The organism is Nocardia brasiliensis NBRC 14402 (assembly GCF_000308475.2).
Taxonomy (GTDB): domain Bacteria; phylum Actinomycetota; class Actinomycetes; order Mycobacteriales; family Mycobacteriaceae; genus Nocardia; species Nocardia brasiliensis.
Genome location: NZ_BAFT02000016.1, coordinates 90,548 through 115,434, shown reverse-complemented (window position 1 = coordinate 115,434; position 24,887 = coordinate 90,548). Strand labels below are relative to the sequence as shown.

Below are 24,887 nucleotides of genomic sequence, written 5' to 3'. Positions count from 1 at the left end.
CACCGCCGACGAACAGCGATCACGCAAGGGTGGTGGGGAGGACGCGTGGTGAAGTCGACGGGAACAGGTTTCGGGTATCGCGTCGCCTTGCGCGCGACCGCTCTGCTCACGCTGCTCGTGGTGACCTCGTGCGCGCTGCTGCCCGGTGAGCGCGATCGCGACGAGCGCCCCGCCGTCGTCGTCGATACCGCCGGATCGTTCCGGCCCGGCCTCTCGGTGTCCATTCCCGATTCGCTGGCGGCCGATTTCACCCAGCTGCAACCGAACCTGGGCGGCCAGGTCGGCTTGGCGATCATGCCGGTCGGCGGCGGCCGGATGACCATCTTCGGCGACTGGGTCAGCGGCATCGCCTGGTCGACCATCAAGGTGCCGCTGGCCATCGCGGCGCTACGGCACGACCCGGACGAGAGTGTTTTCGAGAACGCCGAAGCCGCGATCACCGTCTCCGACAACGGCGCCGCCGAAGCACTGTGGGAATCGCTCGGCGACGGACTGGAGGCGGCACAGGCGGTACAGGACGTGATCGACGAGGCGGGCGACTCCACCACCGGCCTGGCCGGGCCGCGAACCAGGTTGGACTACACCGCTTTCGGGCAGACCGAGTGGACGCTGGCCAACCAGGTGCGCTTCGCGTCCCGGCTACCCTGCCTGCCCGAGACGTTCCAGGTGCCCGAACTGATGGCCGAGATCACGCCCGACCAGTCCTGGGGGCTCGGCAATCTCGAAGGCGCCGCGTTCAAGGGCGGCTGGGGGCCCGACGACGAGACCGGCATCTACACGGTCCGCCAGTTCGGCGTGGTGCCGACGCAGAACGGGATGGTGGCCGTCGCCCTTGCGGCGCAAGCGGATTCGGGTACCTACGAGGATTCCACCGCCATCCTGAGCAGGCTGGCGGTGCTGCTCGGCAGGCACCTGGCCGAACTGCGCGGCGGCACCTGCGCGCACTGAGCGCGCCGGCTAGCCCGGAACGACCAGACCGGATTCGTAGGCCAGCACGACGGCCTGCGCCCGATCGCGCAGGTTCAGCTTCGAGAAGACCTTGGAGACATGGGTTTTCACGGTCTGCTCGGCGACGAACAAGGATTCCGCGATCTCGGTGTTGGACATGCCCTTCGCGATCAGTTCCAGCACCTCCCGCTCGCGCGGGGTCAGCGTGGCCAGTGCGGGCGCGGGTTTGGCGCGCGCGGCCGAGCGGCGGCTGGTGACATCGGCGATGAGCCTGCGGGTGACCGTCGGCGCGAGCAGCGCTTGGCCGTCGGCGACCACCCGGACGGCGCGCACGAGTTCCTCCGCGGGCGCGTCCTTGAGCAGGAAGCCGCTCGCGCCGATGCTCAGCGCCTCGTACACGTAGTCGTCGATATCGAAGGTGGTGAGCATCAGCACCCGCACCGGCGGATCGAACCCGGCGGCGAGGATCGCGCGGGCCGCGTCGAGACCGTTCATCTCCGGCATCCGGACGTCCATCAGCACCACGTCCGGGCGCAGCCGCTTGGCCTCGGCCACCGCGATCTTGCCGTCCGGGGCATCGCCCACCACGCTGATGTCGGTCTGGGCGGCGAGCAGGGCGCCGAAGCCCTGCCGCACCATCGCCTGGTCGTCGGCGATCAACACGGTTATTGCCACCGCACCACCCTATGCGGACCCGGCCCCGACCAGCGAGACGGCTCAGTTACCGGCTTGACCGAGCAGCGTCGAATCCAGCGACGCGGCCGGATGCAGCGGCAGCCGGGCGTGCACCTCGAAACCGCCGTCCGCGCTCGGCCCCGCGGTGACCTCGCCGCCGACCGCCAGGGCACGGGCCTGCATGCCCGCGATGCCGTGCCCGCCGTTGCCGATCGGCTTGCCGGCCGACGCGCTGGGCCCGTTGTGCACGACGAGTTCCAGGACCGGCCCGTCGACCCGTAGCCGTACCTGGATCGCCGCCTCCGGCGCGTGCCGCGAAGCATTCGACAGCGACTCCTGCGCGATCCGGTACAGCGCGAGACCAGGCGCGTCGGGAACGGATTCGAGCGCTCCGTCGATCGTCCACGCGATCCGCACGCCCGCGCGCAGCGCACCCTCGAACAAGCTTGGCACGTCGGCGGCCTTGGGTTGCGGCGTGTGCTCCGGGGCCTGGCCGTCGCTGCGCAGCACGCCGAGCATGCCGCGGATCTCGTTGAGGGCCTCGCGCGCGGTCGCGCCGATGGACTCGAATTCGGCTCGGGCAGCGGGGGTTACACCTTCCACCCGATAGGGCGCGGTCTGCGCCTGCACCACCACCAGGGACATGTGATGGGCGACCACATCGTGCAGATCGCGGGCGATGCGCGCCTTCTCCTCGAGGATGGCGCGGCGGGCGCGCTCGACCTCGTTCTCCTCTTCCTGGCGCACCAACTGCTTGCGCGAGGCCACCAGCCACCGGACCAGCAGCCCGAACAGCACCACCGCGCCGAGCGCGATCGGCCAGCCCCACACCGAACTGCCCAGCTCGCCGCTCTGATCCGACATCGTCGTGCCGAGCAGCAGCGAGGTCGCGACCCACGCGACACCGATGATCGGCGGCGTCGCCCGCACCGCCACCGCGAGCAGCAGGATGAACAAACTCAGGATGTGCACGACCTGCATCGGCAGCTCGTTGTGCGGCTGATGTGGAATCGCCAGCGCGATGATCATCCCGGAGCCCGCCGAGATCGCCCAGCCCAATGGCGGGTTGAGCCGCACGAGCAGCACCGGGAACGCCGCGAGCGCCGCGATGAACGGCTGCACCGGGGGCGCGACGCTGTGCGTGAGATGCAGCGTCGGCCAGGCCACCGCGTAGAAGATGAGGGCGACGAGGACGGTCAGCGTGTCGAACCACATCTGCCCCGACATCCGCCTCATCCGGGCACGACTCTTCTGCATCATGTCTACGACAGTAGAAACCGGGTCGTGCTGGCACGTCATACCGTCGGGTGATTTCGCACCCCGTACCACGGTGCGAGACATTCGCCCTGCTCACCCACGGGCCGCACGCCCGAAACCGGTCCTCGGCGTGAGGTCGGTGAGGGGCGCGCGTTCCTAGCGTCTAGCCCATGAGCACACCGACCCCCGCAGGGCCCGCAACGGCGCGGCCCGCGCAGGCCGCAAGCCGCACCGCCCGGCGGGCCGCCGCCCTCACCGCCGCCGCGCTGACCACCATGGCGGCCACCGTGTTCCTCGCGCCCGCCCCGCACGCCGCGGCGGCCTCGGCGGGGCCCGCCGAGAGCGCGATGGCACGAATCGCGGTCGCGGAGTTGACCTCCGGTGGTCCAGGTTCGCTCACCGCGATTCCGGACGACTTCGCCGCCCGCTTCGGCTATCGGCCGAGCACACTCGACGGACTGGTGGTGAACCCGCAGGGCGACTGCTCGTCGCCGGTGACGCTGCCCGCCGAATTCGATACCGCCTGCAAAGCCCACGACCTCGGCTACGACCTGCTGCGCTACGCCGAGGAGCACGGCGAACCGCTCGGCCCCTGGGCGCGGCAGGCGCTCGACGCCACCCTGGATCGGCACATGCACGAGGCATGCGGCACCCGCGCGGACACGTTCTCTCGCGCACGCTGCGAAACCATGGCGACGATCGCCGCCACCTTCGTCGACCTCAACTCGCGCCGCCAGGATTATGGCGCCCCCGTCACCGAGTCCCTCCTCGGCGCCGCCGACCCCGGCTCCACCACCAGCTGGCAGTTGCTCGGCATCCTCGCCGCCGGTGTCACCGGCCTCGCCGCTGCCCTCACCCTCCGCACCCGCACCAATTCGACTGCCGCCCAGGGGGTCCAAGGATGACAAGCACACTCCCCTCGCGCGCCGACAACGGCGGATCGACCTCGCCGCGCCCGACAAGACAAGGCGCACACCGGATCCGCCCCACCCCACCGACCTCCGCAGTACGCGAACCCGTCACCACAACAACGGCAGACGTCGCCACCACGCCGACACCTGCGGCGCAATTCAGGGTGCGCGAGGATGCCGCCGCGACTTACGCGCCCGTGCGCGAAATGCGCAGCGGGATCGTCGGGATCGGCGTAGCGGCCACCTCTGCGATGCACGGCGCGGGCCGCGAAGATGCCACCGCGATCGTGGGATCGAATTCGGGGACGCGCGGCGCGGTTCGTGCGGGTGGCACGGCGGAGTCCGGGGTGAATGCACAGGCCGCAGTAGCGGCGTCACCGCGGGCGGTTCGAGAGCGTGATGTCGCTGTGTTGCAGGCGGTTTCGCCCGGGGGGTGGGGTGGCGATTCCGCGGGTGAGCGGATCGGGCGAGGGCGCAATCGGTTGTGGCGGTCCGTGATTCGTGCCGTGCCGGGTGCGGTCGGGCGGGCGGTGCGTCCGCGGGTCGGGACCACTCTCGGGATCGGGGTCGGGGTGCTGGTGTCACTCGGCCCCGGACTGTTGCCGCGCACCGCCGGGGCGCAGGCGATTCTCACCGCGTTGCTGGTGGCGGTCGGCTTGGGGGTTGCGGGGATTGTTCGATTCGTGGTGCGGCGCCGGGGGTTCGACGTCAATCGGCGGTGGCCCGGGGTGCAAGCGCCGTTGCTTGCGGGGATGGCGCTGCTCGTGACGGCGGCGGGGGCGCATGCGTGGCATTGGCAGAACCAGTTGCGGAGCGCGATGGACGCTGCGCCGATCGGGGCCGGGTATTGGGTGCGGTGGTTGGTCGAAGCCGCGCTGATCGCGGGGGTGGTCATCGGAGGGACGCGGGGAGCCGGTTGGGTCCTGCGCAAACTCGGTTGGGCGCGCGGCGTTTCGCTGGCGGCGGTGGTCGGGGCGCTGCTGTATTTCGTGGCGACGCCGACGGTGGTCGGGTGGCGGCAGTCGGCGTATGCGAGCGCCAACGCGATGGTGGATCCGACGCTGGTGCAGCCGGTTTCGAACACCAGGTCGGGTAGTGCCGGGTCGGCGGTGAGCTGGTCCTCGCTCGGGGCGGAGGGGCGCAAGTTCGTCAGCGGATCGCCCGCCGGACCGATTCGGGTCTACGTCGGAGTGGAGTCCGCGCCGAGCCTGGAATCGCGTGTCGCGCTGGCAGTTCGCGAACTGGAACGCTCGGGTGCGTTCGACCGGTCCAATCTCGTGTTGATGGTGCCGACGGGTTCGGGCTGGATCGACAAAAACGCCGTGCGCGGTTTCGAGGAGCGCTTCGGCAGCGATGTCGCGCTGGTCGGCCTGCAGTACTCGTTCGCGCCGAGCTGGGTCACCTTCGTGTTCGGCCGCGATCAGGCGGTCACCGCGGCCCGCGCGTTGTTCACCGCCGTCGAGGATCGCATCCGCACCCTGGACCACAAGCCGCGGCTCTACCTCTACGGTCAGAGCCTCGGCGCGTTCGGCGGCAGTTCGGTTTTCGCCGACGACGCCGACCAGGATCGCCGGACCTGCGCCGCCCTTTGGGCCGGACCACCTGCCGGACAGGTACATCGGGCGGGCGCGACCGTCCTGGCCAACAGCTCGGACCCGGTGGTGCACTGGTCCCCCGCCCTGCTCTGGCGCGCACCCGACCTCACCGGCACCCGCCCGGACGCACCCCTGCCGCACTGGCTGCCCGCGGTCAGCTTCATCCAGACCACCGCCGACCTCCTCGCCGCCCTCAACGCACCCGCCGGACACGGCCACCGCTACGGCACCGACCAGGGCACCTCAATGGGCACCTGCTGAGGTTGCGCACGCACCCGATGAGGCATGACCGGGCGGCCCTCGTAGCCCCAGCCGGGATGCTCGCACGACCAGCCGGGACATCCGCCGAATCGACCGGCCATTGCAAGCATCCTGACGATCGGCAGCCTACGGCCGGCTCGCCGACCACAGCATCCACCCGGGCACGCCGATGGGCACCTACTGAGGTTGCGACCGCACCCCATAAGCACGACCACGCGGCCCTCGTGACCTCAGCACGACCACCGGTCAGGTGCGGCGGACAGCTCAGCGGCTGAACGGTCGCGTCGCCTTGAAATTGTTGAGCAGGAAGCTCTAGACAGCAGCGAGTCGACCGGCCATTGCCCCGCCCGGCGAGCATCCTGAGCCCCGCCCGGCGAGCATCCCGAGCCCCGCCCGGCGAGCATCCCGAGCCCCGCCCGGCGAGCATCCCGACGATCGGCCGTCCACGACCGGCTCGCCGACCACAGCTCACTCGGTAAGCCCAGGATCCTGGCAGCCCAAGCCTCACTCGACATACCACGGCGCACTTTGCCCCCACGGCGTGTTCGGCGCAACACACTCGGCCGCTACACGGACCGCCCCACACGCTCGACCACTGCGCGTCCAGCCGCCACACGCTCGACCACTGCGCGCTCGACCGCCACACGCTCGACCACTGCGCGCTCGGCCGCCACACGCTCGACCACTGCGCGCTCGGCCACCGCGCGCCGACCACCGCGGGCTCCGCCACCGCACGCCGACCACCGCGGGCTCCGCCACCGCACGCCGACCACCGCGGGCTCCGCCACCACCCGCTCAACCGCCGCATGCTCGGCCGACCTCGGCGCGCGGAGTGGCCTTCCAGGTCCGGGATTTGCCTGGGCAGGCGAATCGGGGGACGGAGCCGAGGTAGAACGTGTTCTAATCGTCGGCATGGCCTTTGTCATCGACGCTTCCGTGGACATCGACGCGCCCGCCGAGCGGGTCTGGCAGGTGATCACCGACTTTCCGCACTACGGCGAGTGGAATCCTTTTGTCAGCGAATGCCGTAGCTCGCTGGTGCCGGGTGAACCCATCGATATGGTCGTGCACCTGGGCGGGCGGCCGCGACGTCAGCGCGAATGGATTCGCTCGCATACGCCGGGGCATGAGCTGAGCTATTCGATGAAGCCGGCGCCCTTCGGTGCCCTGCACAGCCTGCGGTCGCACACCCTGACTCCGCTCGGCGATCACCGCACGCGGTACGAGTCCCACTTCGAACTCAACGGCTGGCTGCATCCCCTGGTGGTCACCCTGCTCGGCAAGCATCTGAGGGCCGGCTTCGCCGGAATGACCGCGGGTGTCCAGCAGCGAGCCGAAGCGCTGCGCACTCCCTGACTCTCCCCCCGCACCCTTTCTGACCTCCCGCACCCCGACTCGCCGGATGACACACCGGCGAGAAAATCAGAAAGGGTGCGGCAAAGAGCACCCTGGGCGCGGACTGCCCAACGAACGAGACGATACGGTTCGTCTTGACATTGCACGGTAAGGCTGGCATGCTCGCTGCAACGAGACGGATCGTCTCGCGATGAAAGGATCGACACATGACCAGAACCTGGTTCATCACCGGTGCCAACCGCGGACTCGGCCGGGCCTTCACGGTGGCCGCGCTCGCCGAGGGTGACCGGGTCGTCGCGACCGCTCGCGACCCGCGCACCATGGCCGATCTGGCCGAGGAGCGACTCACCGTGCTGCCGTTGGATGTTCGCGATCGCGCGAACGTGATCGCCACGGTGGACCAGGCTTTCGCGCTGATGGGCACGATCGACGTGATCGTGAACAACGCGGGCTACGGCCTGGTCGGCGCGATCGAGGAACTCACCGAAGCACAGATCCGCGACCAGATGGACACCAACTTCTATGGTGCGCTCTGGGTTTCGCAGGCCGCGGTGCCGCATCTGCGCGCGCAGGGCCACGGGCGCATAGTGCAGATCTCGACGGTCGGCGCGGTGGGCAGCCTCCCGCTGTTCGGCATGTACAACGCGAGCAAGTGGGCGCTGGAAGGTTTCAGCGCTTCGCTCGCCGACGAACTGCGCCCCTTCGGGATCTCGGTCACCCTCGCGCAGATGGGCGGTTTCGACACCGACTGGGCGAAGTCGAGCATGCAGTTCGGCAGCGGACTACCGGCCTACGAGGGACTGCGCGCCGGAATCCTCGGCATGCCGGACTACCCGGACCCGAGCGCCCCGCCGCCGGTCACCGACAACCCCGAATGGCAGGAGCCCGCACCGGAAGTCGGCGCGGCAGCGTTGATCGCCCTGGTGAACATGCCGAATCCGCCGGTGCGCAAGGTCATCGGCCCGGGCGCGCACCAGATGGTCACCATGGCCCTGGACCAGCGCCGCCAGGATTACCTGACCGACCCCGAATTCACCTGGCCCGCTTAGCCGCTCGCGAATGCGTGCCCGCCTCGGACACCCCCGAATCGGGCACGCCTCGGGTTCGCGACGAGGTACCCACTGCACGAATTTGGGACGGACGCGGATCTCTGCTGATATGCATGCCGGCAGGAACCCCCGGCGAGTGACCGATCGGGCACGCCTCGGGTCCGGGGCGAGCCACCCATTGCGTGAATTCGGGTCGGACGCTGATTCCCGGTGACGTGGCACGTCAGCAGAGATCTCCGGTGCATGACCGGAAGATGTTGCCCGGACGGCGAACTCCTCGCTGTCCGGGCAGCACCGCTCAGGCGATCGGTCCGCGCGCACCTTCGTATGCCGCGCCGACCCGGTAGAGCCGGTCGTCGGCGAGGGCGGGCGCCATGATCTGCAGGCCGACCGGCATGCCGTCGTCCTTGCTCAGCCCGGACGGCACCGACATGGCCGGGTGCCCGGCCAGGTTGGTGGGCAGGGTGCACAGGTCGGACAGGTACATGGCCAGCGGGTCGTCGACCTTCTCGCCCAGCTTCCACGGGGTGAACGGGCTAGTCGGCGAGACGAGCACGTCGACCTGCTCGTAGGCCTTGTCGAAGTCGCGCGCGATCAGCGTGCGCACCTTCAGCGCTTGACCGTAGTACTCGTCGTAGTACCCGGACGACAGCGCGTAGGTGCCGATCATGATGCGGCGCTTGACTTCCGGGCCGAAACCGGCGGCCCGGGTCGCGGCCATCACCTGTTCGGCGCTGTGCTGGCCGTCGTCGGCGACGCGCAGGCCGTAGCGCATCGCGTCGAACCGGGCGAGGTTCGAGGACACCTCGCTGGGCATGACGAGATAGTAGGCAGACAGGGCGTATTCGAAGTGCGGGCAGGACACCTCGATCACCTCGGCGCCGAGCTCCTTGAGCACCGCCACTGCGGCGTCGAAGGATTCGAGCACGCCCGGCTGGTAGCTGTCGGAGTGCAGTTCCTTCACCACACCGACTTTCACGCCGCTCAGATCACCCTTGGCGCCTTCGCGCGCCGCGGCGACCACCGGGGGCACCGGCACGTTGCGCGAGGTGGAGTCGCGCGGGTCGTGCCCGGCGATCACCTCGTGCAGCAGCGCGGTGTCCAGCACGGTCCGGCCGCAGGGCCCACCCTGATCCAGCGAGGACGCGCAGGCGACCAGGCCGTAGCGGGAGACGGTGCCGTAGGTCGGCTTGGTGCCGACGGTCGCCGTCACCGCGGCGGGCTGGCGGATGGAACCGCCGGTGTCAGTGCCGATGGCCAGCGGCGCCTGGTACGCGGCGAGCGCGGCGGCCGAGCCACCGCCCGAACCACCGGGAATCCTGGTGGTATCCCAGGGATTACGGGTCGGGCCGTAGGCCGAGTTCTCGGTGGACGAGCCCATCGCGAACTCGTCCATGTTGGTCTTGCCGAGGATCGGGATGCCCGCCGCGCGCAACCGCGTGGTCAGCGTCGCGTCGTAGGGCGCGACCCAGCCCTCGAGGATCTTCGACCCGCAGGTGGTCGGCATGTCGGTGGTGGTGAAAACGTCCTTGAGCGCCAACGGAACTCCGGCCAGCGGCGACGCGGGCGCGGTGCCCGCGGCGAGCGCGGCGTCCACCGCGGCGGCCGACTCGAGCGCCTGTTCCCCCGCCACGTGCAGGAACGCGTGGTACTCGCCGTCGACCTCGGCGATCCGGTCCAGGTGCGCCTGGGTGACCGCGACGGAGGACACCTCGCCACCGTGGATCTTGCCGGCCAGCTCGGCCGCCGACAGCGAAGTCAGCTCGCTCATTCGGCTTCTCCCAGGATCTGCGGAACCATGAACCGCTGCTCTTCGGCGGCCGGGGCGCCGGACAGCGCCTGCTCGGGCGTCAGGCAGGGCACGACCTCGTCGGGACGGGTCACGTTGGTCGTCGGATTCGGCGACGCGGTGGCCGGGACGTCGGCGGCGGCGACCTCGGAAATGGTCCGCACGTGGCTCAGGATCGAATCCAGCTGCCCGGCGAACTGATCCAGTTCGGCATCGGACAGCGCGAGCCGGGACAGCCGGGCGAGGTGTGCGACCTCGTCACGGGAGATGGCGGGCACCGCGGGACCCCTTTCGGCTTCGGTATCAACAATTTCGTTCGCGCGTATCGCATTCGTGGCAGGGCGCGAACGTCGTTTCGTATCGTGTACACGGGTAGCGTACGGACTACGAGCCTAGCCACCGCACACGCCACCCACACCCGCACCCCGGCGACCGGTCCTCCGTGTCATCGCCGCGCAGTAGGCTGATCGGGCCGCCGAGGGTAACTGAAACTGGTGAAGCGGCGGGACGACACGGCTTCTCGAACTAGCTCGACACGCCGTATTGTCACGAAATCGCCGCGTGGCGTACATCACTGGCCGCACTTCGGGTCGATAACCCGGCCCCAGGGGTGTAAGTATTGCGTGACCCGGGTATCCGTTCAGAGCCTCGGCCGCCCAAGGAAAGGAAAGCACGTGTCGTACCTGCTCCGCGTGCAACTTCCGGATCGACCGGGAAGCCTCGGTGCGCTCGCGCTCGCCCTCGGCTCTGTCGGCGCCGACATCCTCTCGCTGGACGTGGTGGAGCGCGGCGCCGGGTTCGCCGTCGACGACCTCGTCGTCGAGGTGCCCCAGGGCGCGCTGCCCGACACCTTGATCACCGCCGCCGAATCGATCGGCGACGTGCGGGTCGACTCCATCCGCCCGTACTCGGGCGTGCTGGACACCCACCGCGAACTCGAACTGATCGACCAGGTGGCCAGCGCCAAGGACGACCGGTTGCAGGTGCTCGTCGACGGCGTGCCCCGGGTGCTGCGGGTCGGCTGGAGCACCATCATCGACATGGGGCCGCAGGGCGCCTACCGGGTGGTCGGCAGCCCGAGTGCGCCTGAGACACAAGCGGGTTCGGCGCCGTGGATGCCGTTGGAGAAGCCCGCCATCCTCGACCCGGAATCCGAATGGGTGCCCGAGATCTGGCGGGACATGGATACCAAGCTCGCCGCCGCGCCGCTCGGCAACACCGGCAAGGTGCTGCTGCTCGGGCGCCCCGGCGGCCCGGACTTCCGGCCTTCGGAGGTCGCCCGCCTCGGCTATCTCGCGGGCATCGTGGCCACCGTGCTCGGCTAGGTGCCGGCCTCGGCATCCGGCCGGATGCCACCATGGCGGCACCGGACGGGACTTCGAGACAGGGCTTGACGCCGGGATCTACGGCGCGAGAACCAAGCGCAGCACCGTCAGGAGTTCGCCTGCGGGCGTGTGCCAGTCGCGGTCGGGGGTGGGGACGAAGCCGTAGCGATCGTAGATGCGGCGCGCGTCGACCATCGCGGGCATGGTCGTGAGCGCCACTGCCGCAAAGCCTTCCGCCTTCGCGATGTCGATCACGGTGCGCACCAACGCGGTTCCCGCGCCGAGGCCGCGCGCGGTCTTGGCCACGGCCAGCATCCGGAACTCGAGTTCGCCGGGACGCGCGATCTCGGCGTAGGGCGTGCCGGGGCGAGCGACGGTGAGCGAGCCGACGATCCGGCCGGCGTGCACGGCCACCAGCAGTTCCGCGGACGCGCCGCGATGGGCGGTATCGGCGAGCTCGGCCGCGTACGGGGTGCCCGCGCGGACGAATCCCTCGCCGACGTACACCTCGACGGTCAGTTCACCGACCGCCGCGTACTCGTCCGGTCGCGCGGGCCGAATCTCCAACCGCGGGTCCTTGGCATCGATGGCAGCGTTCGGATCCATACCCGGCATCGTGCCATTCGACGTAACCCGGTCTACGTCACACCTGCCCGCACTCAGGAACCGAGGCTCGGCCGGGCCCCGGGATGTGCGATCGACCAGCTCTGCGGATTGCGCGGCGAATAGACCACGTCGATGAGGTCGCCGATCGACGGCCAGGCGTTGACGTCCCAGGCAAAGCGCCCGTAGACGACCGTGCCCGACACCGACGGCCCGGTCAGATTGCCGGTGATCGTCACGTATTGCTCGCCCTGGGCGTCCGGACGCGGGCTCACACCGGTGACGTAGAGCGTGCCCGCTTCCGCCTGTGTGGGCCGGAAGCCGCCGCGGCCGCGCAGATAGAGCACGACCATCCCCGCCACTGCGAGGACCATGATCAGCAGCATTCCGAATTCGAGCATGTGCCCATGCTATTGCCTCGCCGGCGCGGCTCCGGCGCTACACCGCGGCGAGTTCGCTGGTGCCGTGGTCGGTGCGGCGGACCTGCCACACCACGCTGCGCGTACGCACCGAACGCCCGTTGCCGCGATCGATCAGGGCCCGATTGTTGGTGGTGTAGACGAGTTGGGCGCCGCGCGAATTGGTTTCGGGGTTCTGGAAGAGCTGGATCAGGCGATCGGTTTCCTCCGCGGGCAGGTGCGCGCCGATATCGTCGACGGCCAGCACCCGGCCCGAATCGAGGGCGTCCAGCATGGTCGGCAGAATGCGCAGCAGCGAGACCGTCGCGGTGGATTCGTCGGCGAGGTCGAACGGGTTGTCGATGCCGTCGTGCACCAGGCCGAGGCCGACGCCGCGCCGCGCCACCATCCGGGCGTACAGCGCGTCCCTGGCGGATTTCATGTTGGTGAGCTCGCGTTCGAGCAGCACCGGCGTGACGCCGCCCTCGCGCAGCAGCCGGTCGGCGAAGTCCGCCGAGGTGGCGCACAGTTCGATCTGCTTGCCGATCGCCGCGATCTCGGCATCCAGATCGCGCAGGTAATCGGCGTACATCGGATCGTGCTCGGCGATCAGCAGATCGGTGATCCCGAGTTCGGCGGTGCGCAGCAGCATCAGCAGCCGCGCGGCGTTCTCCGGCGAGCGCGACAGGTGCCCGCCGAGGCGGTGCGCGACGGCGGCGGTATCGGCCGGTCCGAGCTGGACCTCGAGCATGGACTCGAACCAGCGATAGGCGGGCACCAGCGCGTCCGCGTACATCTGCCCGGCCAGGCTGAGCAGCAAGGCATTCGGGCGCACCAGCGGCACCAGCGCCGCGATGCCGTAGCGCGCCGCCTCGAACATCGGCCCGATCTTGATCTGTTCCCCGTTGCGCTCGAACACGATTCGCTTGCGCGAGCGCGGCTGGGTGTAGAGCCACTCGGCCGTCACGTCGGCGTTGTCCAGACGGAAGCCGTAGGTGTAGGGCACGCCCTCGGCAACGAAGCTCGCCACGAATTCCGAAGGGCGGTCCGCGAATCCGAGATGCGGCGTGCGCACCGGGCCGGCGTAGGGATCCCACCCGGTGACCGAATGCAGCACCGCGTCGCGCATCTGCGCGAGCGCGTCGATCAGGTTGGTCTTGCCCGCCGCCGCGGTGCCGTGGATCGCAGTGACCGGTACCGCCACCGGCCCACTCCCCTTGGTGAGCCGCAACTCCTGCTCCTCGGCCAGCGATCTGTGATTGGTCACCTGAAAACTGCGCAGCATCCCGCCATCCTGTCGCCCGGCGGCCGGCACCGCGACAGCAGGGCCGCGGCAGCCGCGGACGCGAACTCGACAAATTCATAGCGATTGCGCATACACAAAGCTTGACGGCCTGTTCACCCCCTGGACGACCACGCGACCTGCCCTGATCGCCCGACAAACCACCTGGTGCCGGGTTAGCATGCTGGACGCTGCGGCACCCCGCGGCCGATACGCAGAAAACGCTCGAAACCGATGGGTAGTGATCAGGTATGACGGTTCGTCGCCTTGTTGTCCGAAGCTCCGTCGCCGCCGCGCTCGCCCTCGGGTCGATCGCGGTCGTCGCGCCGCACGCGGCCGCCGACACATGTAGCGACGGCACCGCGCGCATCTTCTTCGCCAATGCCGAGCCCGCGTGCGTGACCGGCACGACCAGCTACCGCACCCAGACGATCGCGAAGGTGTGCTCGATGCCGGGGGCCGACGTGGTCGCCGAGGCCACCTTCCCGAAGCTGCGTGGGAAGGCGGTCACCCAGCGACTCGAACTGACCAACGGCACGTGCGGACGTTTCGAGATCGCGACCCAGGAGAGCGCCACCGTCTCCGTCACCCAGAACTAGTCGTCCGCGCCGCCCAGCAGCAGGGCGCTGTCGCCGAACTCGTGCCACAGGTATCCCGTCTCCAGTGCCGCCGCGTAGGCCGCGCGGACCGTGGCCTCTCCCGCCACCGCGACCAGCAGGTCCAGGTGGGAAGCGCCCGGCGCGTGCCAGCCGGTGATCAACCCGTCCACGACGCGGGCGGGCCGCCCCGCGCCCAGGACCAGCTCGGTCCAGCCGAGTACCGGATGCACGACGCCCGCGGCGTCACCGGCGGTTTCGAGCGCCCTGGTCACTGTGGTGCCGACCGCGATGACGCGCCCGCCCGCGGCCTTCGTGTCGTTCACCCGGCGTGCGGTCGACGCCGGGACGGTGAGCCGCTCCGGACTCGGCGGCTCCCCCGCCTCCGGTGACGAGACACCGGTGTGCAGGGTGATCGGGGCGAGACCGACACCGGCCGCGACCAGGTCGAGTACCAGTCGCTCGGTGAACGGCCTTGCCGCGCTGGGCATCTCCGCGCTTCCCGGCACCCGGCCGAACACCGTTTCGTAGTAGGACGGCGACCATCGCTGCGGCACATACGAATAGGTGATCGGGTAGCCGTAGACCGCGAACAGCTGCCGCGGGTCGGCGGTGAGGTCGGCCACCCAGAGCCGGCGAGCGCCCGCCAACCACGGCGACCGCAGCGTGGCGCGCACGCCGTCCGGCAGCCTGATCACCGCGCCCGCCGAAAGCTCTTCCGCCGGAAAGGGAGTGCGGGCGGTGGTGCGCACCTCGACCACCCAGCCGCCGTCGTCCAGCCAGGTCGCGAAGTGCAGCGCCATCGGCCGATCGTCGAGCCTGCCGTCCACCGCGGCGGCCAGCGTCGCCGAATTGTTCACCACCACAAGGTCACCGGGCCGCAGCTGTCGTGGCAGTTCGCGGAACCGGGCGTGCGTGAGTCCCGCCCCGGCGACCAGCAGCCGCACCTCGTCCCGGGCCAGGCCGCGCGCCTCCGGCGGGGCGACCGCGTTGCGTTCGGGCGGGAGAACGAACCGCGGCCGATCGACGAGCACGGTCATGACCGGTGCCCCACCGCGAAATCGGCGGCGGCGTAGCGCCCGTTCTTGGGCTTCTCGTCGAGCAGCCGCAACAGCGCGGGGACGACGGTCTCGGGTTCCGGACGATCGGAGATGTCGTCACCGGGGAAGGCCGCCTGGTGCATCGCGGTCCGCATATCGCCCGGATCGAACGCGTAGATCGACAATTGCGGATGCTCGGCACCCAGAATCGCGGTGAGCTGGTCGAGCGCCGCCTTCGACGAACCGTAGCCGCCCCATTCCGGATACGGCTCGAGCGCGGCGTCCGAACTGAGGTTCACCACGCTGCCGTCCGCCGCCAGCAGCGGCAGCGCGAACTGCACCACGGCGAGCGGCGCGACGACATTGGTCCGGTACACCAGCTCGAGTTCGTCGAGCGGATAGTCGGCGAGGCGGACCAGCGGGCTCGGCCCGAGCGCGCTCGCGTTGTTCACCACCAGCGCGAGTTCCCCTGCACCACCGGCTACTTCGGCCAGCTCCGCACGGTGCGCCGGATCGGTCACATCGCCGGGGACCGCGACGAACGCGGCCCCGAGTTCCGTGGTCACCCGGGCGAGCCGTTCGGCGTCCCGGGCCGTCCCGATCACCCGCCAGCCCCGATGCACGAGCGCGTGGGCGAGCGCCCGGCCGAATCCGGCGGAGGCGCCGGTGATCAGTGCGGTACGACGAGCCATGATGACCTCCTGGTAGTGCCTACCGGTCGATCCTCATACCTCGAGATAGGTTCAGGTCAAGGGTGCGACGACGGGCACCTCGCGCGCGGTCGAATCCGGCTGTCCTGCTTACTCTTCCGGTTCGGACTCGGCTTCGGACTGCGGCGTCACCGCGTCCGGCCCAGCCTCCAGCAGCAACCGGAACCCGTCCTCGTCGAGGATCGGCACCCCGAGTTCCTCCGCCTTGGCCGCCTTCGAGCCCGGCGAATCCCCGATCACCACGAACGCGGTCTTCTTCGACACCGAACCCGCAGCCTTGCCGCCGCGCATCAGAATGGCCTCCTTCGCGCCGTCGCGGGAGAACCCGTCCAGCGAGCCGGTGACGACGATGGAGAGCCCTTCGAGCGTGCGCTCGATGGACTCGTCGCGCTCGTCGGCCATCCGCACGCCCGCGGCGCGCCACTTGCCGACGATCGCGCGATGCCATTCGACGGTGAACCATTCCGCGACCGCCGCCGCGATGGTGGGCCCGACCCCGTCCGCGGCGGCCAGCTCCTCGGCCGAGGCGTCCTGGATCCGGTCGAGACTGCCGAACTCCCGCGCCAATACCCGTGCGGCGGTGGGCCCGACGTGCCGGATCGACAACGCCACCAGCACCCGCCACAGCGGCCGGCCCTTGGCCGCGTCCAGGTTGTCCAGGAGGCGACGGCCGTTCGCGGACAACCCGCCGTCCTTGTTGACGAACAGGGTGGTCGCCAGCAGGCGGGATTCATCGAGGTCGAACAGATCACCCTCGTCGGTGATCACCCCCGACTTCAACAGGTCGTTCGCCGCCTCGTAGCCGAGCGACTCGATATCGAACGCGCCGCGACCCGCCACGTGGAACACCCGCTCGCGCAGCTGGGCGGGACAGAACTGCTGGTTCGGGCAGCGAATATCGGCGTCGCCCTCCTTCTGCGGCGCCAATTCGGTGCCGCAGGCCGGGCAGTGCGTCGGCATCACGAACGCGCGTTCCGCGCCGGTGCGCGCGTCCACCACCGGACCCAGCACCTCGGGAATCACGTCGCCCGCCTTGCGGATGGTGACCGTGTCGCCGATCAGCACGCCCTTGCGTTCGACCTCCGACGCGTTGTGCAGCGTGGCCATCGAGACCGTCGACCCCGCGATGGACACCGGCTCCATCACCGCGAACGGGGTGACCCGTCCGGTGCGACCGACGTTAACCTCGATGTTCAGCAGCTTGGTCGTCGCCTCTTCCGGCGGATACTTGTAGGCGATCGCCCAGCGTGGCGCGCGCGAGGTGGACCCGAGCCTGCGCTGCAGGGCCATCTCGTCGATCTTGACGACCTGCCCGTCGATCTCGTGCTCGATATCGTGGCGATGCTCGCCCCAGTACGCGACGCGTTCGATGACGGCGTCGATGCCCTGCACCAGTTTGGTGTGCTCGGACACCGGCAGGCCCCAGGCCGCCAGCGCCCGATAGGCCTCGTGCTGCGAGGCCGGGGCGTAGCCTTCGATACGGCCGAAGCCGTGACAGATCATCCGCAGCCGGCGGCGGGCGGTGACCGCGGGGTCCTTCTGCCGCAGCGAGCCGGCCGCGGTATTGCGCGGATTGGCATACGGCGGTTTGCCCTCGGCCACGATGGCCGCGTTGAGCGTTTCGAAGTCCTCGAGCCGCATGTACGCCTCGCCGCGCACCTCGAGCAAGGCCGGGATCGGGAACTCGGCGCTGGGCGTCAGCTCGCCCGGGATGTCCTCGATGGTGCGCGCGTTGAGCGTCACGTCCTCGCCCGTGCGCCCGTCACCGCGGGTCGCCCCGCGCACCAGCCGCCCGTTCTCGTACACCAGGTTCAGCGCGACGCCGTCGATCTTCACCTCGCACAGATAGTGCAGATCGGGCCCGGTCTCGGCCTCGACGCGGCTCGCCCAGGTGCGCAGCTCGTCGAAGTCGAACACGTTGTCCAGCGACAGCATCCGCTCCAGGTGGTCGACCGCGGTGAAGTCGGTCGCGAACCCGCCGCCGACCAGCTGGGTCGGCGAATCCGGGGTGAGCAGATCGGGGTGCTGCTCCTCCATGGCCTGCAGGCGGCGCAGCAGCGTGTCGAACTCGCCGTCGGTGATGATCGGCGAGTCGCGCACGTAGTAGCGGAACTGATGCTCGCGCACCTCGTCCGCCAACTGCTGCCACTGCACGCGTTGCTCGGCCGTCGCCGGGGCGGGTGCGTTCGTGTCGTTGTCCACCGCACTGCTGTCACTCACCCAACGCACATTAGCCGAGGCCACCGACATCTCACGGCAGTGTTCGCGCACGTCGCGGCCCCGCGTCGGCGCCCCGCACCTCACTCGAAGGCGAGGGACTCCGGGTCCTCGGCGTAGGCGCGCGCGAGCTCGGCGGCGCGGCTCAGGGCCTGGCGGGCCCAGCTCAGCGGTGCGTTGCCCAGGCCGCACGCCGGGCTGATCAGGATCTGGGTCGCCAGGGTCGAGCGGGGGAAGCCGAGCCGATCGACCAGGCGGACACCGGGTTCGGCGAGCGCACGCCAGTCCGGCATGGCGGCGCCGGGGGTGGTGGGCACCGCACCGAGTACCAGATGTTTGCCGGCATCGAGCAACTCGCCCACCGGGTCGAGGTCCTTCGTGCCGATCGTGGCCAGATCGAATCCGATTGCGGCCGCACTGGTTCGGCGCATGAAGCCGAGCGCGGGCGGAGCGGCACAGCTGTGCAGCAGCACCGGCGCGGACTGCGCCGCGAGCACGGAGTCGAGCGTGGCGAGCGCTTCGGGTTCCGGCATGGCGCGCACCGTGTCCAGCACGCTGACACCGCGCAGCGATCCGTCGAGCACCGCCGTCAACGACGGTTCGTCCACTTGCAGCAGCACTGGCGCGCCGAGCCGTTTACCCACCTCGGCGACGTGCTCACGCAGCCCCTCGGCGAGCGACTCCGAAAGATCGCGCAGCGCACCGGAATCGGTCAGCACCAGGTGCCCGTGCGGCAGTTCCACCTGCGCCGCCAACGTCAGCGGACCTGCGACCTGTAGCTTGATCGGACCACTCGAACCCGTTGTCTCCCAGACCTCTTCGAGCGCGTCGAGGTCGGCGCGGAGCAGGTCGCGGGCCCGCCTGGACAGCGCGCCCGGCCGCGGCGCGAGCCGGTAACCGCGGGTTGTGGTGTCGAAGCGCATGTCCACCAGCAGGGCCGACATGCGCCCGATCAGGTCCGCGCCCGCGCCCCGCCCCGGCAGCTCCGCCAGGTGCGGCAGCTCCGGCAGCTCGCCGAGGATGGTCGCGGCGGCTTCCCGCGGGTCGGTGCCCGGCCACGAACCGACGCCCGTCGCGATACCGCCGCGCAGGAGGGGGCGCGCCGCGACCTCGCCGTCGGCTTCGCTGTCGCGTCCCTCGCCTATGCCGTCCTGATACACCGTTGCCCGTTTCCGTCGGTCGATCATCGTGTGCGCACACCGGTACCCGATGCGCTCCGATCATTGTGCGCGCCCAGCGAATTCCACGAAGCGCCGCGGACCTCGATACCGAGACGGCACGCTGCCGCCGCGGCGGCTCGAATCATCGTGTCGCGGCGGCGGCTTCGCTGTTCGCGGCGGCGCTGTCCGCCCCGCCGGTACCGGAAATGGTGCCGCTGCCGATCACTTCGTCACCCAGCTCGTCCGGGCGGTACAGCACGACCGCCTGACCGCGGGCGACACCGGTCAGCGGCGCGCGCAAACGCACCGTGAGCCCGGTGCCGACGGCCTCGGCGATCGCGGGTGCGGTGCCGCCGTGCGCGCGCACCTGCGCGACGCACTCGATCGGCCCCTCGGGCGCGGTGCCCGAGGTCCAGATGGCCCGCTCGGCGTCGACGGTCCACACCTGGAGGTCCTCGGCCGAGCCGACCCGGACGGTGCCGGAATCGGGGTCGATGCCCGTCACGTAGCGCGGCTTGCCGTCGGCCGCCGGACCCGGCAGGCCGAGTCCCTTGCGCTGGCCGATTGTGAACCCGTGCACGCCTTCGTGTTCGCCGAGCACCTGCCCGTCGGCGTCGACCACCGCGCCGGGCCGGATGCCGATCTTCGCGCCGAGGAAGGCGCGGGTGTCACCGGAGGGAATGAAGCAGATGTCATGGGAGTCGGGCTTGTTCGCGACGGCCAGCCCGCGCTCGGCGGCCTCCTCGCGGATCCGCGGCTTCGGGGTGTCGCCCACCGGGAACATGGCGCGCGAGAGCTGCTCGGCGTTCAGCACGGCGAGCACGTAGGACTGGTCCTTGTCGGCGTCCACGGCGCGGCGCAGCACACCGTCGTCGAGGCGCGCGTAGTGCCCGGTGACCACGGCGTCGAAGCCGAGCGCCACCGCGCGGTCGGCCAGCGCCGAGAACTTGATCTTCTCGTTGCAGCGCAGGCACGGGTTCGGCGTCTCTCCCGCCGCGTAGGCGGCGACGAAATCGTCGATCACGTCTTCCTTGAAGCGGTCCGCGAAATCCCAGACGTAGAACGGGATGCCGAGCACGTCGGCGGCACGCCGGGCATCGCCCGCGTCCTCCTTCGAGCAGCAACCCCGCGAACCGGTCCGCAGTGTGCCGGGCGTCGCGGACAGTGCCAGATGCACGCCGACCACCTCGTGACCCGCGTCGACCGCTCGCGCCGCCGCCACCGCCGAATCGACACCACCACTCATCGCGGCGAGTACCCGCATCAAACACCTCCCTTCGCACCGGCCAGACCCGCGGCCCTGGCCCGCTGCACCACCTGGGGCAGCACCTCCAACAATCGGTCCACCTCGGCGCGGGTCGAGGTGTGCCCCAACGAGAATCGCAACGATCCACGGGCCTGCCACGGCTCGACGCCCATGGCGATCAGCACGTGACTCGGCGACGCGACACCGGCGGTGCACGCCGAGCCGGTCGAGCATTCCACCCCGGCCGCGTCGAGCAGCATCAGCAGCGAATCACCTTCGCAGCCGGGGAAAGTGAAGTGCGCGTTGCCGGGCAGCCGCCGCTCGCCGGGGGCGCCGTTGAGCACCGCGTCCGGCTCGACGGCCTGGACGCCGTCGATCAGGCAGTCCCGCAGGGCGGTCAGTTCCGCGGTGCGCGTGGGCAATTCGCGCACGGTATGGCGCAGCGCGGTGGCCAGGCCGACCGCGGCGGCGATATCGGAGGTCCCGGAACGCAAGTCGCGCTCGTGCCCGCCGCCGTGCAGCAGCGGCACGCAGGGCACCTCCCGGCCCAGCAGCAGCACGCCGATGCCGTGCGGGCCGCCGACCTTGTGCCCGGCGAAGCTCGCCGCCGAGAGGTTGCTCGCGGCGAAATCGATCGGCAGCTGCGCCGCGGCCTGCACCGCGTCGCTGTGCATGGGCACGCCGAATTCCTGTGCCACGGAGGCTAATTCGCCGATCGGCTGGATGCTGCCGACCTCGTTGTTCGCCCACATCACGGTGACGAGCGCAACGTCGCCGGGGTCGGCGGCGAGCGCGGCGCGCAAGGTGCGCGGCGAGACCACGCCCTCGGCGTCCACCGGCAGCCAGGTCACCCGCGCGCCCTCGTGCTGTTCCAGCCACTCGACCGCGTCGATCACCGCGTGATGCTCGATCGAACTCGCGATGATCCGGGTCCGGCGCGGCTCGGCGTCGCGACGCGCCCAGTAGATGCCCTTGACCGCCAGGTTGTCGCTCTCGGTACCGCCGGAGGTGAAGATGACCTCCGAGGGCCGGGCGCCCAGATCGGCGGCGATCGATTCGCGCGCCTCCTCCAGCGTGCGGCGGGCGGCACGGCCCGAGCCGTGCAGCGACGACGCGTTCCCCACCAGCCCGAGCGCAGCCGTCATCGCCTCGATGGCGGCAGGCACCATCGGCGTGGTGGCCGCATGATCGAGGTAGACCGTCTGGGGCGCCGCACTGTGCTCCGGACCCGAAAAACCCGCCATCATGACCTAGAAAGCCTATCCCAGCGTTGACCTGCGTATCTGCGGGGTGTCCCCCCAGTGAGCTATGACTCACCTACCAACCAGAACCCGGTGACGGTGTTCGGCTATTCCCGGCAGGCGTGTCTGCGCACGCGGTCGACGACCGGGTCAGTTCCCGATCGGGTACTGGAAAACGGCGGGGACGAAGGTGGCGACCTTGCGCAGCCATTCGGGCCAGGTCGCCGGGTCCAGCGCCATCGATCCGACGTCGTTGAAGACGCAGCCCTGCTGCACCGGCACACCGTCGAAGCGGTCCTTCAGCCAGGTGGTCTCCTTCGCCCACGCGATCGCCAACAAGGAGAAGTGCTCGCTGAAGTTGTCGCGCATGTATTCGACGCGGGCGTTCGGGTCCTCGCAGTAATGCGCATAGAGGTCGTTGACCGGGCCGACCGGAACGATCCAGTCGGGATTGGACTGGAACATGAAGACCGGCATATCGGGAGTCGAGTGACCCATCCGCAGCCTCTCGAACACCGCGGCGGGCACCGGATCGCTGAACACGTCCGGGCTGTCGAACAGGCCCGGCAGGTTCACGAACGGCAGCACCGCGGCCGACCACAGGCAGAACGGGGCCTTCACCGCCGCCATCGCTTTGCCGAAGCCGTTCATGTGCTGGTCGTAATACTGTGCCAGTTCCGGATATTCGCGCGCGGCGGACAACATGCCCGACAGCAGCAGGCCGGAGCCGGCGTTGTTGCTGGCCAGCTTGATCATCCGGACCAGGTCGGCGGGGATGCCGCCCATCGCCGAACCGACGACGTTGAGTTCCGGTGCGTAGGACGCCTTGAGTTCGGCCGCGTGACCGGTGGCGATGGCACCGCCGGAATAGCCGAGCAGACCCACCTTGGTGGCGGCCCCTTCGAGTCCGAGCAGATCGAAGTTCTCCGCGGCGCGGATGCTGTCCAGCGTGATCCGCGCGTTGAGCGGACCCGCGCCGAAGGCCATGTCGGGGCCGTCGTAATCGGGCATGTTCAGGGCCCAGCCCAGCCCGACCGTGGTGATCGCGTTGATGAACTCGACCGGAATATTGAGCGCCCCGGTGATATTCGGCGGCACGGAGGCCAATTGCAGCACGTAGGACGGTGAACAGTATTTCGCGCTGGAGTCCGGGGCGAATTGATAGGAGAGCAGATTGCGCGGCACGCCATTGTTGTCGCCGCGCGGTTTGACCACCGTGGTGACCGCCGCGATGGGTTCGTCCCTGGTGTTGGTGGAACGGAAGGACAACTGCCAGGCGTCGACGTTGTACGGCAGCACCGAATACAGCGAGACGTGGACCTCGCGTGCCGCGATGATCTCGCCGGGCTGCTTGGCCGCCACGACGGCCGGGTCCGGCTCATAGAAGGCCGGGTCGAATTCCGGCGGCGTCGGCGGGATGGGAAAAGGCAGCACCGGCTGCACGGGAACCGGTTCGGCCGCCACGGTACCGGCCGTGGCCACCAGGCTGACCGCACACAACACCGCGAACGGCACGGTCGACCACCGGCGCAACAGGTACCGCAGTCCGACGACACGCATGGCGCACTCCTCGACGAGAGATCACAACGACGAACGATCAGTGTTAGGGCGAAACATCCGCCGAGATTGCCGACTCGATGCCGTTTCATTCGATCCCGCGTCGTACACGGACCTCCACGAAAACAGCGAGTCCCTCACCTCGACCCCTGCGATGCGGTGCAATGTATCACTATGAGTAGCCCCACATTCGCTATGCGCTTGTGTCGTACTCCATCAATTGCAAACCACCCGGTTTGCATCGTCAATCGGCACCCGACCGAAATAGGCCGACCAGCACTCGCCACTGTGCACAATCGGTGCAGGTGAAATCATGCGGATCTTTCGTGGCCGACACCGCCGACGCTGCGAAGCGGCCGCCGCGCGCACCGGATGTGATGATTCGAGCAGCACGTTTTCCGACTCTGCCGAAGTAGGGGTGAATGCCGGTGCCGCATCGTGAGGACGCCGAGAACGCGACCGCGCCCGACGCGGTGCTCGACCGCCTGCACGCCTTCGCCGCCGCCTTGATCAGCGAATTCACCGTCGGAGCCGCGCCATACGACCAGTTGTCGCCCACTTTGATGGACGCGGACTTCCGGCCCGGCGCGGAACTGAACGTCGACCTGTTCTTCGAGTTCGCGCGCACCGGCGTCGAGCCGTCCGAGGCCGAGACGCAACCGCTGGTGGACCGGGCGGTGGGCCTCGTCCGGCAAGGCATGGAACTCACCGAAGCGATGACCAACTATCGCCTGGGTGTGTCGTTCCTGTGGTCGCAGCTGATGCAGAAGTGGTCGGCCGAGCAGGAGCCACCGCTGCCCGCGGCGTTGCCCTTTCAGCTCAACGACTATCTGGGCCTGGTCACCACCCGGATCGCGGCCGCGGTGGTCGAGGACATCCGCCAACCCCGCTGGGACATCATCGAACGGCACCGGGAGATCGCCGACGCCCTGCTCAACGGGCGCGATCCGGTCGAGTGGGCGACCGGCCAGGACATCGCGATCGCGCCCGCGTTCCTGATCGCCGTGGTACGCCTGGGCGACCCGAGCCCCGGCTCGGTCACATTGCTGCGCAACACTTTTCACGCCATGCCCGGCGCCTTCCTGCGCCGTGACGGCGGCGGCTGGACCGCGCTCATCCCGTACGACACCGCCGTCGAGGAAGACGCCGCCGTCGCCTCGTTGGCGGCACAGCTCACCACGATCTCGGCCGGGCAACCGCAGCTGTGGATCGGCGTCGCGGCGGCGGTGCGCCACGCCGATATCCCCGCCGCCTACGCGGAAGCGCAGGCCGTGGCCGAGGTCGCGCGGAGCACCCGCTGGCCCGAGTTGGTCTGCCGCCGACAGGCGATGATGTTCGAATACCTGGTCGCGACGGCCAAACCGGCCAGGACCGCCCTGGTCGGCCTGCTCGAGCCGCTCGCGGATCAGCCGGTGCTGCGCGAAACCCTCGGCCTGTTCATCGATCGCGACTTCAACCAGAACGCGGTGGCCCGCGAGATGTTCGTGCACCGCAACACGATCACCTACCGGCTGAACCGGGTCGCCGAACTCACCGGACTCGATCCGCAACGCCCCTCGGGCATCGCGACGCTCATGGCCGCGCGCATCGCCGAATCACTCGGCACGCCATAGTCGCTCGTCACGAACCGGGCCGATCGTCTGGAACGACAAAGAGCGGCAAGGGTTTTCC

The 24,887-nt window shown here is 69.6% G+C and carries 22 protein-coding genes; 8 read left to right on the top strand and 14 right to left on the bottom strand.

Annotation, left to right across the window (positions count from 1 at the left end; translation table 11 throughout):
* Positions 1–45: 45 nt before the first annotated feature.
* Positions 46–948, top strand: a complete 903-nt coding sequence (locus TY25_RS03450; protein WP_042254032.1) for a serine hydrolase — start codon at positions 46–48, stop codon at positions 946–948.
* A gap of 9 nt (positions 949–957) precedes the next feature.
* Here the strand turns inward: TY25_RS03450 and TY25_RS03445 are convergent, their stop codons facing one another.
* Positions 958–1,623 (bottom strand): response regulator, encoded by a 666-nt coding sequence (locus TY25_RS03445; RefSeq protein WP_042254031.1) that lies wholly within the window; start codon positions 1,621–1,623, stop codon positions 958–960.
* A gap of 42 nt (positions 1,624–1,665) precedes the next feature.
* On the bottom strand, positions 1,666–2,883 hold the full coding sequence (locus TY25_RS03440; protein ID WP_370466262.1) for a sensor histidine kinase: 1,218 nt from the start codon (positions 2,881–2,883) through the stop codon (positions 1,666–1,668).
* 167 nt (positions 2,884–3,050) lie between these two features.
* Between TY25_RS03440 and TY25_RS03435 the strand changes: the two genes are divergently transcribed.
* The 4 genes from TY25_RS03435 (at position 3,051) to TY25_RS03415 (ending at position 8,052) form a co-directional block, all read left to right on the top strand.
* Positions 3,051–3,785 carry a hypothetical protein gene (locus TY25_RS03435; protein WP_052382771.1) on the top strand — a complete coding sequence of 245 codons (735 nt, stop codon included), beginning with the start codon at positions 3,051–3,053 and terminating at the stop codon, positions 3,783–3,785.
* 500 nt (positions 3,786–4,285) lie between these two features.
* Positions 4,286–5,647, top strand: coding sequence for an alpha/beta-hydrolase family protein (locus tag TY25_RS03430; protein ID WP_169744316.1), 1,362 nt, complete (start codon positions 4,286–4,288; stop codon positions 5,645–5,647).
* Between the two features lie 912 nt (positions 5,648–6,559).
* Complete coding sequence (locus tag TY25_RS03420) at positions 6,560–7,003, top strand: SRPBCC domain-containing protein (RefSeq protein ID WP_042254027.1); 444 nt, start codon at positions 6,560–6,562, stop codon at positions 7,001–7,003.
* Positions 7,004–7,209: 206 nt separating this feature from the next.
* Positions 7,210–8,052 carry an SDR family NAD(P)-dependent oxidoreductase gene (locus TY25_RS03415; RefSeq protein ID WP_042254026.1) on the top strand — a complete coding sequence of 281 codons (843 nt, stop codon included), beginning with the start codon at positions 7,210–7,212 and terminating at the stop codon, positions 8,050–8,052.
* A 298-nt stretch (positions 8,053–8,350) separates the two neighbouring features.
* On the opposite strand, the gene gatA is transcribed toward TY25_RS03415, so the two are convergent.
* Both gatA and gatC read right to left on the bottom strand, forming a co-directional pair.
* A complete protein-coding gene (gene gatA / locus TY25_RS03410) occupies positions 8,351–9,823 on the bottom strand; it encodes an Asp-tRNA(Asn)/Glu-tRNA(Gln) amidotransferase subunit GatA (protein ID WP_014987210.1) in 1,473 nt (490 codons plus the stop codon).
* Positions 9,820–10,119 carry an Asp-tRNA(Asn)/Glu-tRNA(Gln) amidotransferase subunit GatC gene (gene gatC / locus TY25_RS03405; RefSeq protein WP_014987211.1) on the bottom strand — a complete coding sequence of 100 codons (300 nt, stop codon included), beginning with the start codon at positions 10,117–10,119 and terminating at the stop codon, positions 9,820–9,822. Before gatC ends, gatA begins: the two co-directional genes overlap by 4 nt.
* Positions 10,120–10,515: 396 nt before the next feature.
* Between gatC and TY25_RS03400 the strand changes: the two genes are divergently transcribed.
* Positions 10,516–11,166 (top strand): ACT domain-containing protein, encoded by a 651-nt coding sequence (locus TY25_RS03400; RefSeq protein WP_014987212.1) that lies wholly within the window; start codon positions 10,516–10,518, stop codon positions 11,164–11,166.
* A gap of 78 nt (positions 11,167–11,244) precedes the next feature.
* Here TY25_RS03400 and TY25_RS03395 read toward each other — a convergent pair whose 3' ends face one another.
* The 3 genes from TY25_RS03395 to TY25_RS03385 are packed head-to-tail and all read right to left on the bottom strand — an operon-like array spanning position 11,245 to position 13,452.
* Positions 11,245–11,772, bottom strand: a complete 528-nt coding sequence (locus tag TY25_RS03395) for a GNAT family N-acetyltransferase (protein ID WP_042254024.1) — start codon at positions 11,770–11,772, stop codon at positions 11,245–11,247.
* Positions 11,773–11,825: 53 nt separating this feature from the next.
* On the bottom strand, positions 11,826–12,170 hold the full coding sequence (locus TY25_RS03390; protein WP_029898403.1) for a hypothetical protein: 345 nt from the start codon (positions 12,168–12,170) through the stop codon (positions 11,826–11,828).
* 37 nt (positions 12,171–12,207) lie between these two features.
* Positions 12,208–13,452, bottom strand: coding sequence for an AAA family ATPase (locus tag TY25_RS03385; RefSeq protein WP_042254023.1), 1,245 nt, complete (start codon positions 13,450–13,452; stop codon positions 12,208–12,210).
* Between the two features lie 248 nt (positions 13,453–13,700).
* Here TY25_RS03385 and TY25_RS03380 point away from each other — a divergent pair, with 248 nt between their 5' ends.
* Entirely contained in the window at positions 13,701–14,048 is a 348-nt protein-coding gene (locus TY25_RS03380; RefSeq protein WP_042254021.1) for a hypothetical protein, read from the top strand.
* Here TY25_RS03380 and TY25_RS03375 read toward each other — a convergent pair.
* From TY25_RS03375 to TY25_RS03345, 7 genes are all read right to left on the bottom strand, one after another.
* On the bottom strand, positions 14,045–15,085 hold the full coding sequence (locus TY25_RS03375) for an S-adenosylmethionine:tRNA ribosyltransferase-isomerase (protein ID WP_042254019.1): 1,041 nt from the start codon (positions 15,083–15,085) through the stop codon (positions 14,045–14,047). The genes TY25_RS03380 and TY25_RS03375 overlap by 4 nt on opposite strands.
* Complete coding sequence (locus TY25_RS03370) at positions 15,082–15,777, bottom strand: SDR family NAD(P)-dependent oxidoreductase (RefSeq protein WP_042254018.1); 696 nt, start codon at positions 15,775–15,777, stop codon at positions 15,082–15,084. The genes TY25_RS03375 and TY25_RS03370 overlap by 4 nt, the downstream gene beginning before the upstream one ends.
* Positions 15,778–15,885: 108 nt before the next feature.
* The gene (ligA, locus tag TY25_RS03365) at positions 15,886–18,015 is read right to left on the bottom strand and encodes an NAD-dependent DNA ligase LigA (protein ID WP_226887218.1); all 2,130 of its coding nucleotides are present in this window, start codon (positions 18,013–18,015) and stop codon (positions 15,886–15,888) included.
* Positions 18,016–18,095: 80 nt separating this feature from the next.
* Positions 18,096–19,199: a methionine synthase gene (locus tag TY25_RS03360; protein WP_226887217.1), complete on the bottom strand. Its 1,104-nt coding sequence runs from the start codon at positions 19,197–19,199 to the stop codon at positions 18,096–18,098.
* 115 nt (positions 19,200–19,314) lie between these two features.
* Entirely contained in the window at positions 19,315–20,436 is a 1,122-nt protein-coding gene (mnmA, locus tag TY25_RS03355; RefSeq protein ID WP_042254017.1) for a tRNA 2-thiouridine(34) synthase MnmA, read from the bottom strand.
* Complete coding sequence (locus TY25_RS03350; protein ID WP_042254015.1) at positions 20,436–21,665, bottom strand: cysteine desulfurase family protein; 1,230 nt, start codon at positions 21,663–21,665, stop codon at positions 20,436–20,438. The genes mnmA and TY25_RS03350 overlap by 1 nt, the downstream gene beginning before the upstream one ends.
* Before the next feature lie 144 nt (positions 21,666–21,809).
* Positions 21,810–23,219: a lipase family protein gene (locus tag TY25_RS03345; RefSeq protein ID WP_042254014.1), complete on the bottom strand. Its 1,410-nt coding sequence runs from the start codon at positions 23,217–23,219 to the stop codon at positions 21,810–21,812.
* A 419-nt stretch (positions 23,220–23,638) separates the two neighbouring features.
* On the opposite strand from TY25_RS03345, the gene TY25_RS40310 reads away from it, so the two are divergent.
* Positions 23,639–24,829, top strand: coding sequence for a PucR family transcriptional regulator (locus tag TY25_RS40310; RefSeq protein WP_052382770.1), 1,191 nt, complete (start codon positions 23,639–23,641; stop codon positions 24,827–24,829).
* The last annotated feature ends 58 nt before the right edge of the window (positions 24,830–24,887 follow it).

Coding starts and splice junctions, on each gene's coding strand:
- TY25_RS03440 (WP_370466262.1), bottom strand. CDS start 2,883: ATGATGCAGAAGAGTCGTGCCCGGATGAGGCGGATGTCGGGGCAGATG.
- TY25_RS03435 (WP_052382771.1), top strand. CDS start 3,051: ATGAGCACACCGACCCCCGCAGGGCCCGCAACGGCGCGGCCCGCGCAG.
- TY25_RS03420 (WP_042254027.1), top strand. CDS start 6,560: ATGGCCTTTGTCATCGACGCTTCCGTGGACATCGACGCGCCCGCCGAG.
- TY25_RS03415 (WP_042254026.1), top strand. CDS start 7,210: ATGACCAGAACCTGGTTCATCACCGGTGCCAACCGCGGACTCGGCCGG.
- gatA (WP_014987210.1), bottom strand. CDS start 9,823: ATGAGCGAGCTGACTTCGCTGTCGGCGGCCGAGCTGGCCGGCAAGATC.
- TY25_RS03395 (WP_042254024.1), bottom strand. CDS start 11,772: ATGGATCCGAACGCTGCCATCGATGCCAAGGACCCGCGGTTGGAGATT.
- TY25_RS03390 (WP_029898403.1), bottom strand. CDS start 12,170: ATGCTCGAATTCGGAATGCTGCTGATCATGGTCCTCGCAGTGGCGGGG.
- TY25_RS03385 (WP_042254023.1), bottom strand. CDS start 13,452: ATGCTGCGCAGTTTTCAGGTGACCAATCACAGATCGCTGGCCGAGGAG.
- TY25_RS03380 (WP_042254021.1), top strand. CDS start 13,701: ATGACGGTTCGTCGCCTTGTTGTCCGAAGCTCCGTCGCCGCCGCGCTC.
- TY25_RS03375 (WP_042254019.1), bottom strand. CDS start 15,085: ATGACCGTGCTCGTCGATCGGCCGCGGTTCGTTCTCCCGCCCGAACGC.
- TY25_RS03370 (WP_042254018.1), bottom strand. CDS start 15,777: ATGGCTCGTCGTACCGCACTGATCACCGGCGCCTCCGCCGGATTCGGC.
- TY25_RS03360 (WP_226887217.1), bottom strand. CDS start 19,199: ATGATCGACCGACGGAAACGGGCAACGGTGTATCAGGACGGCATAGGC.
- mnmA (WP_042254017.1), bottom strand. CDS start 20,436: ATGCGGGTACTCGCCGCGATGAGTGGTGGTGTCGATTCGGCGGTGGCG.
- TY25_RS03350 (WP_042254015.1), bottom strand. CDS start 21,665: ATGATGGCGGGTTTTTCGGGTCCGGAGCACAGTGCGGCGCCCCAGACG.
- TY25_RS03345 (WP_042254014.1), bottom strand. CDS start 23,219: ATGCGTGTCGTCGGACTGCGGTACCTGTTGCGCCGGTGGTCGACCGTG.
- TY25_RS40310 (WP_052382770.1), top strand. CDS start 23,639: ATGCCGGTGCCGCATCGTGAGGACGCCGAGAACGCGACCGCGCCCGAC.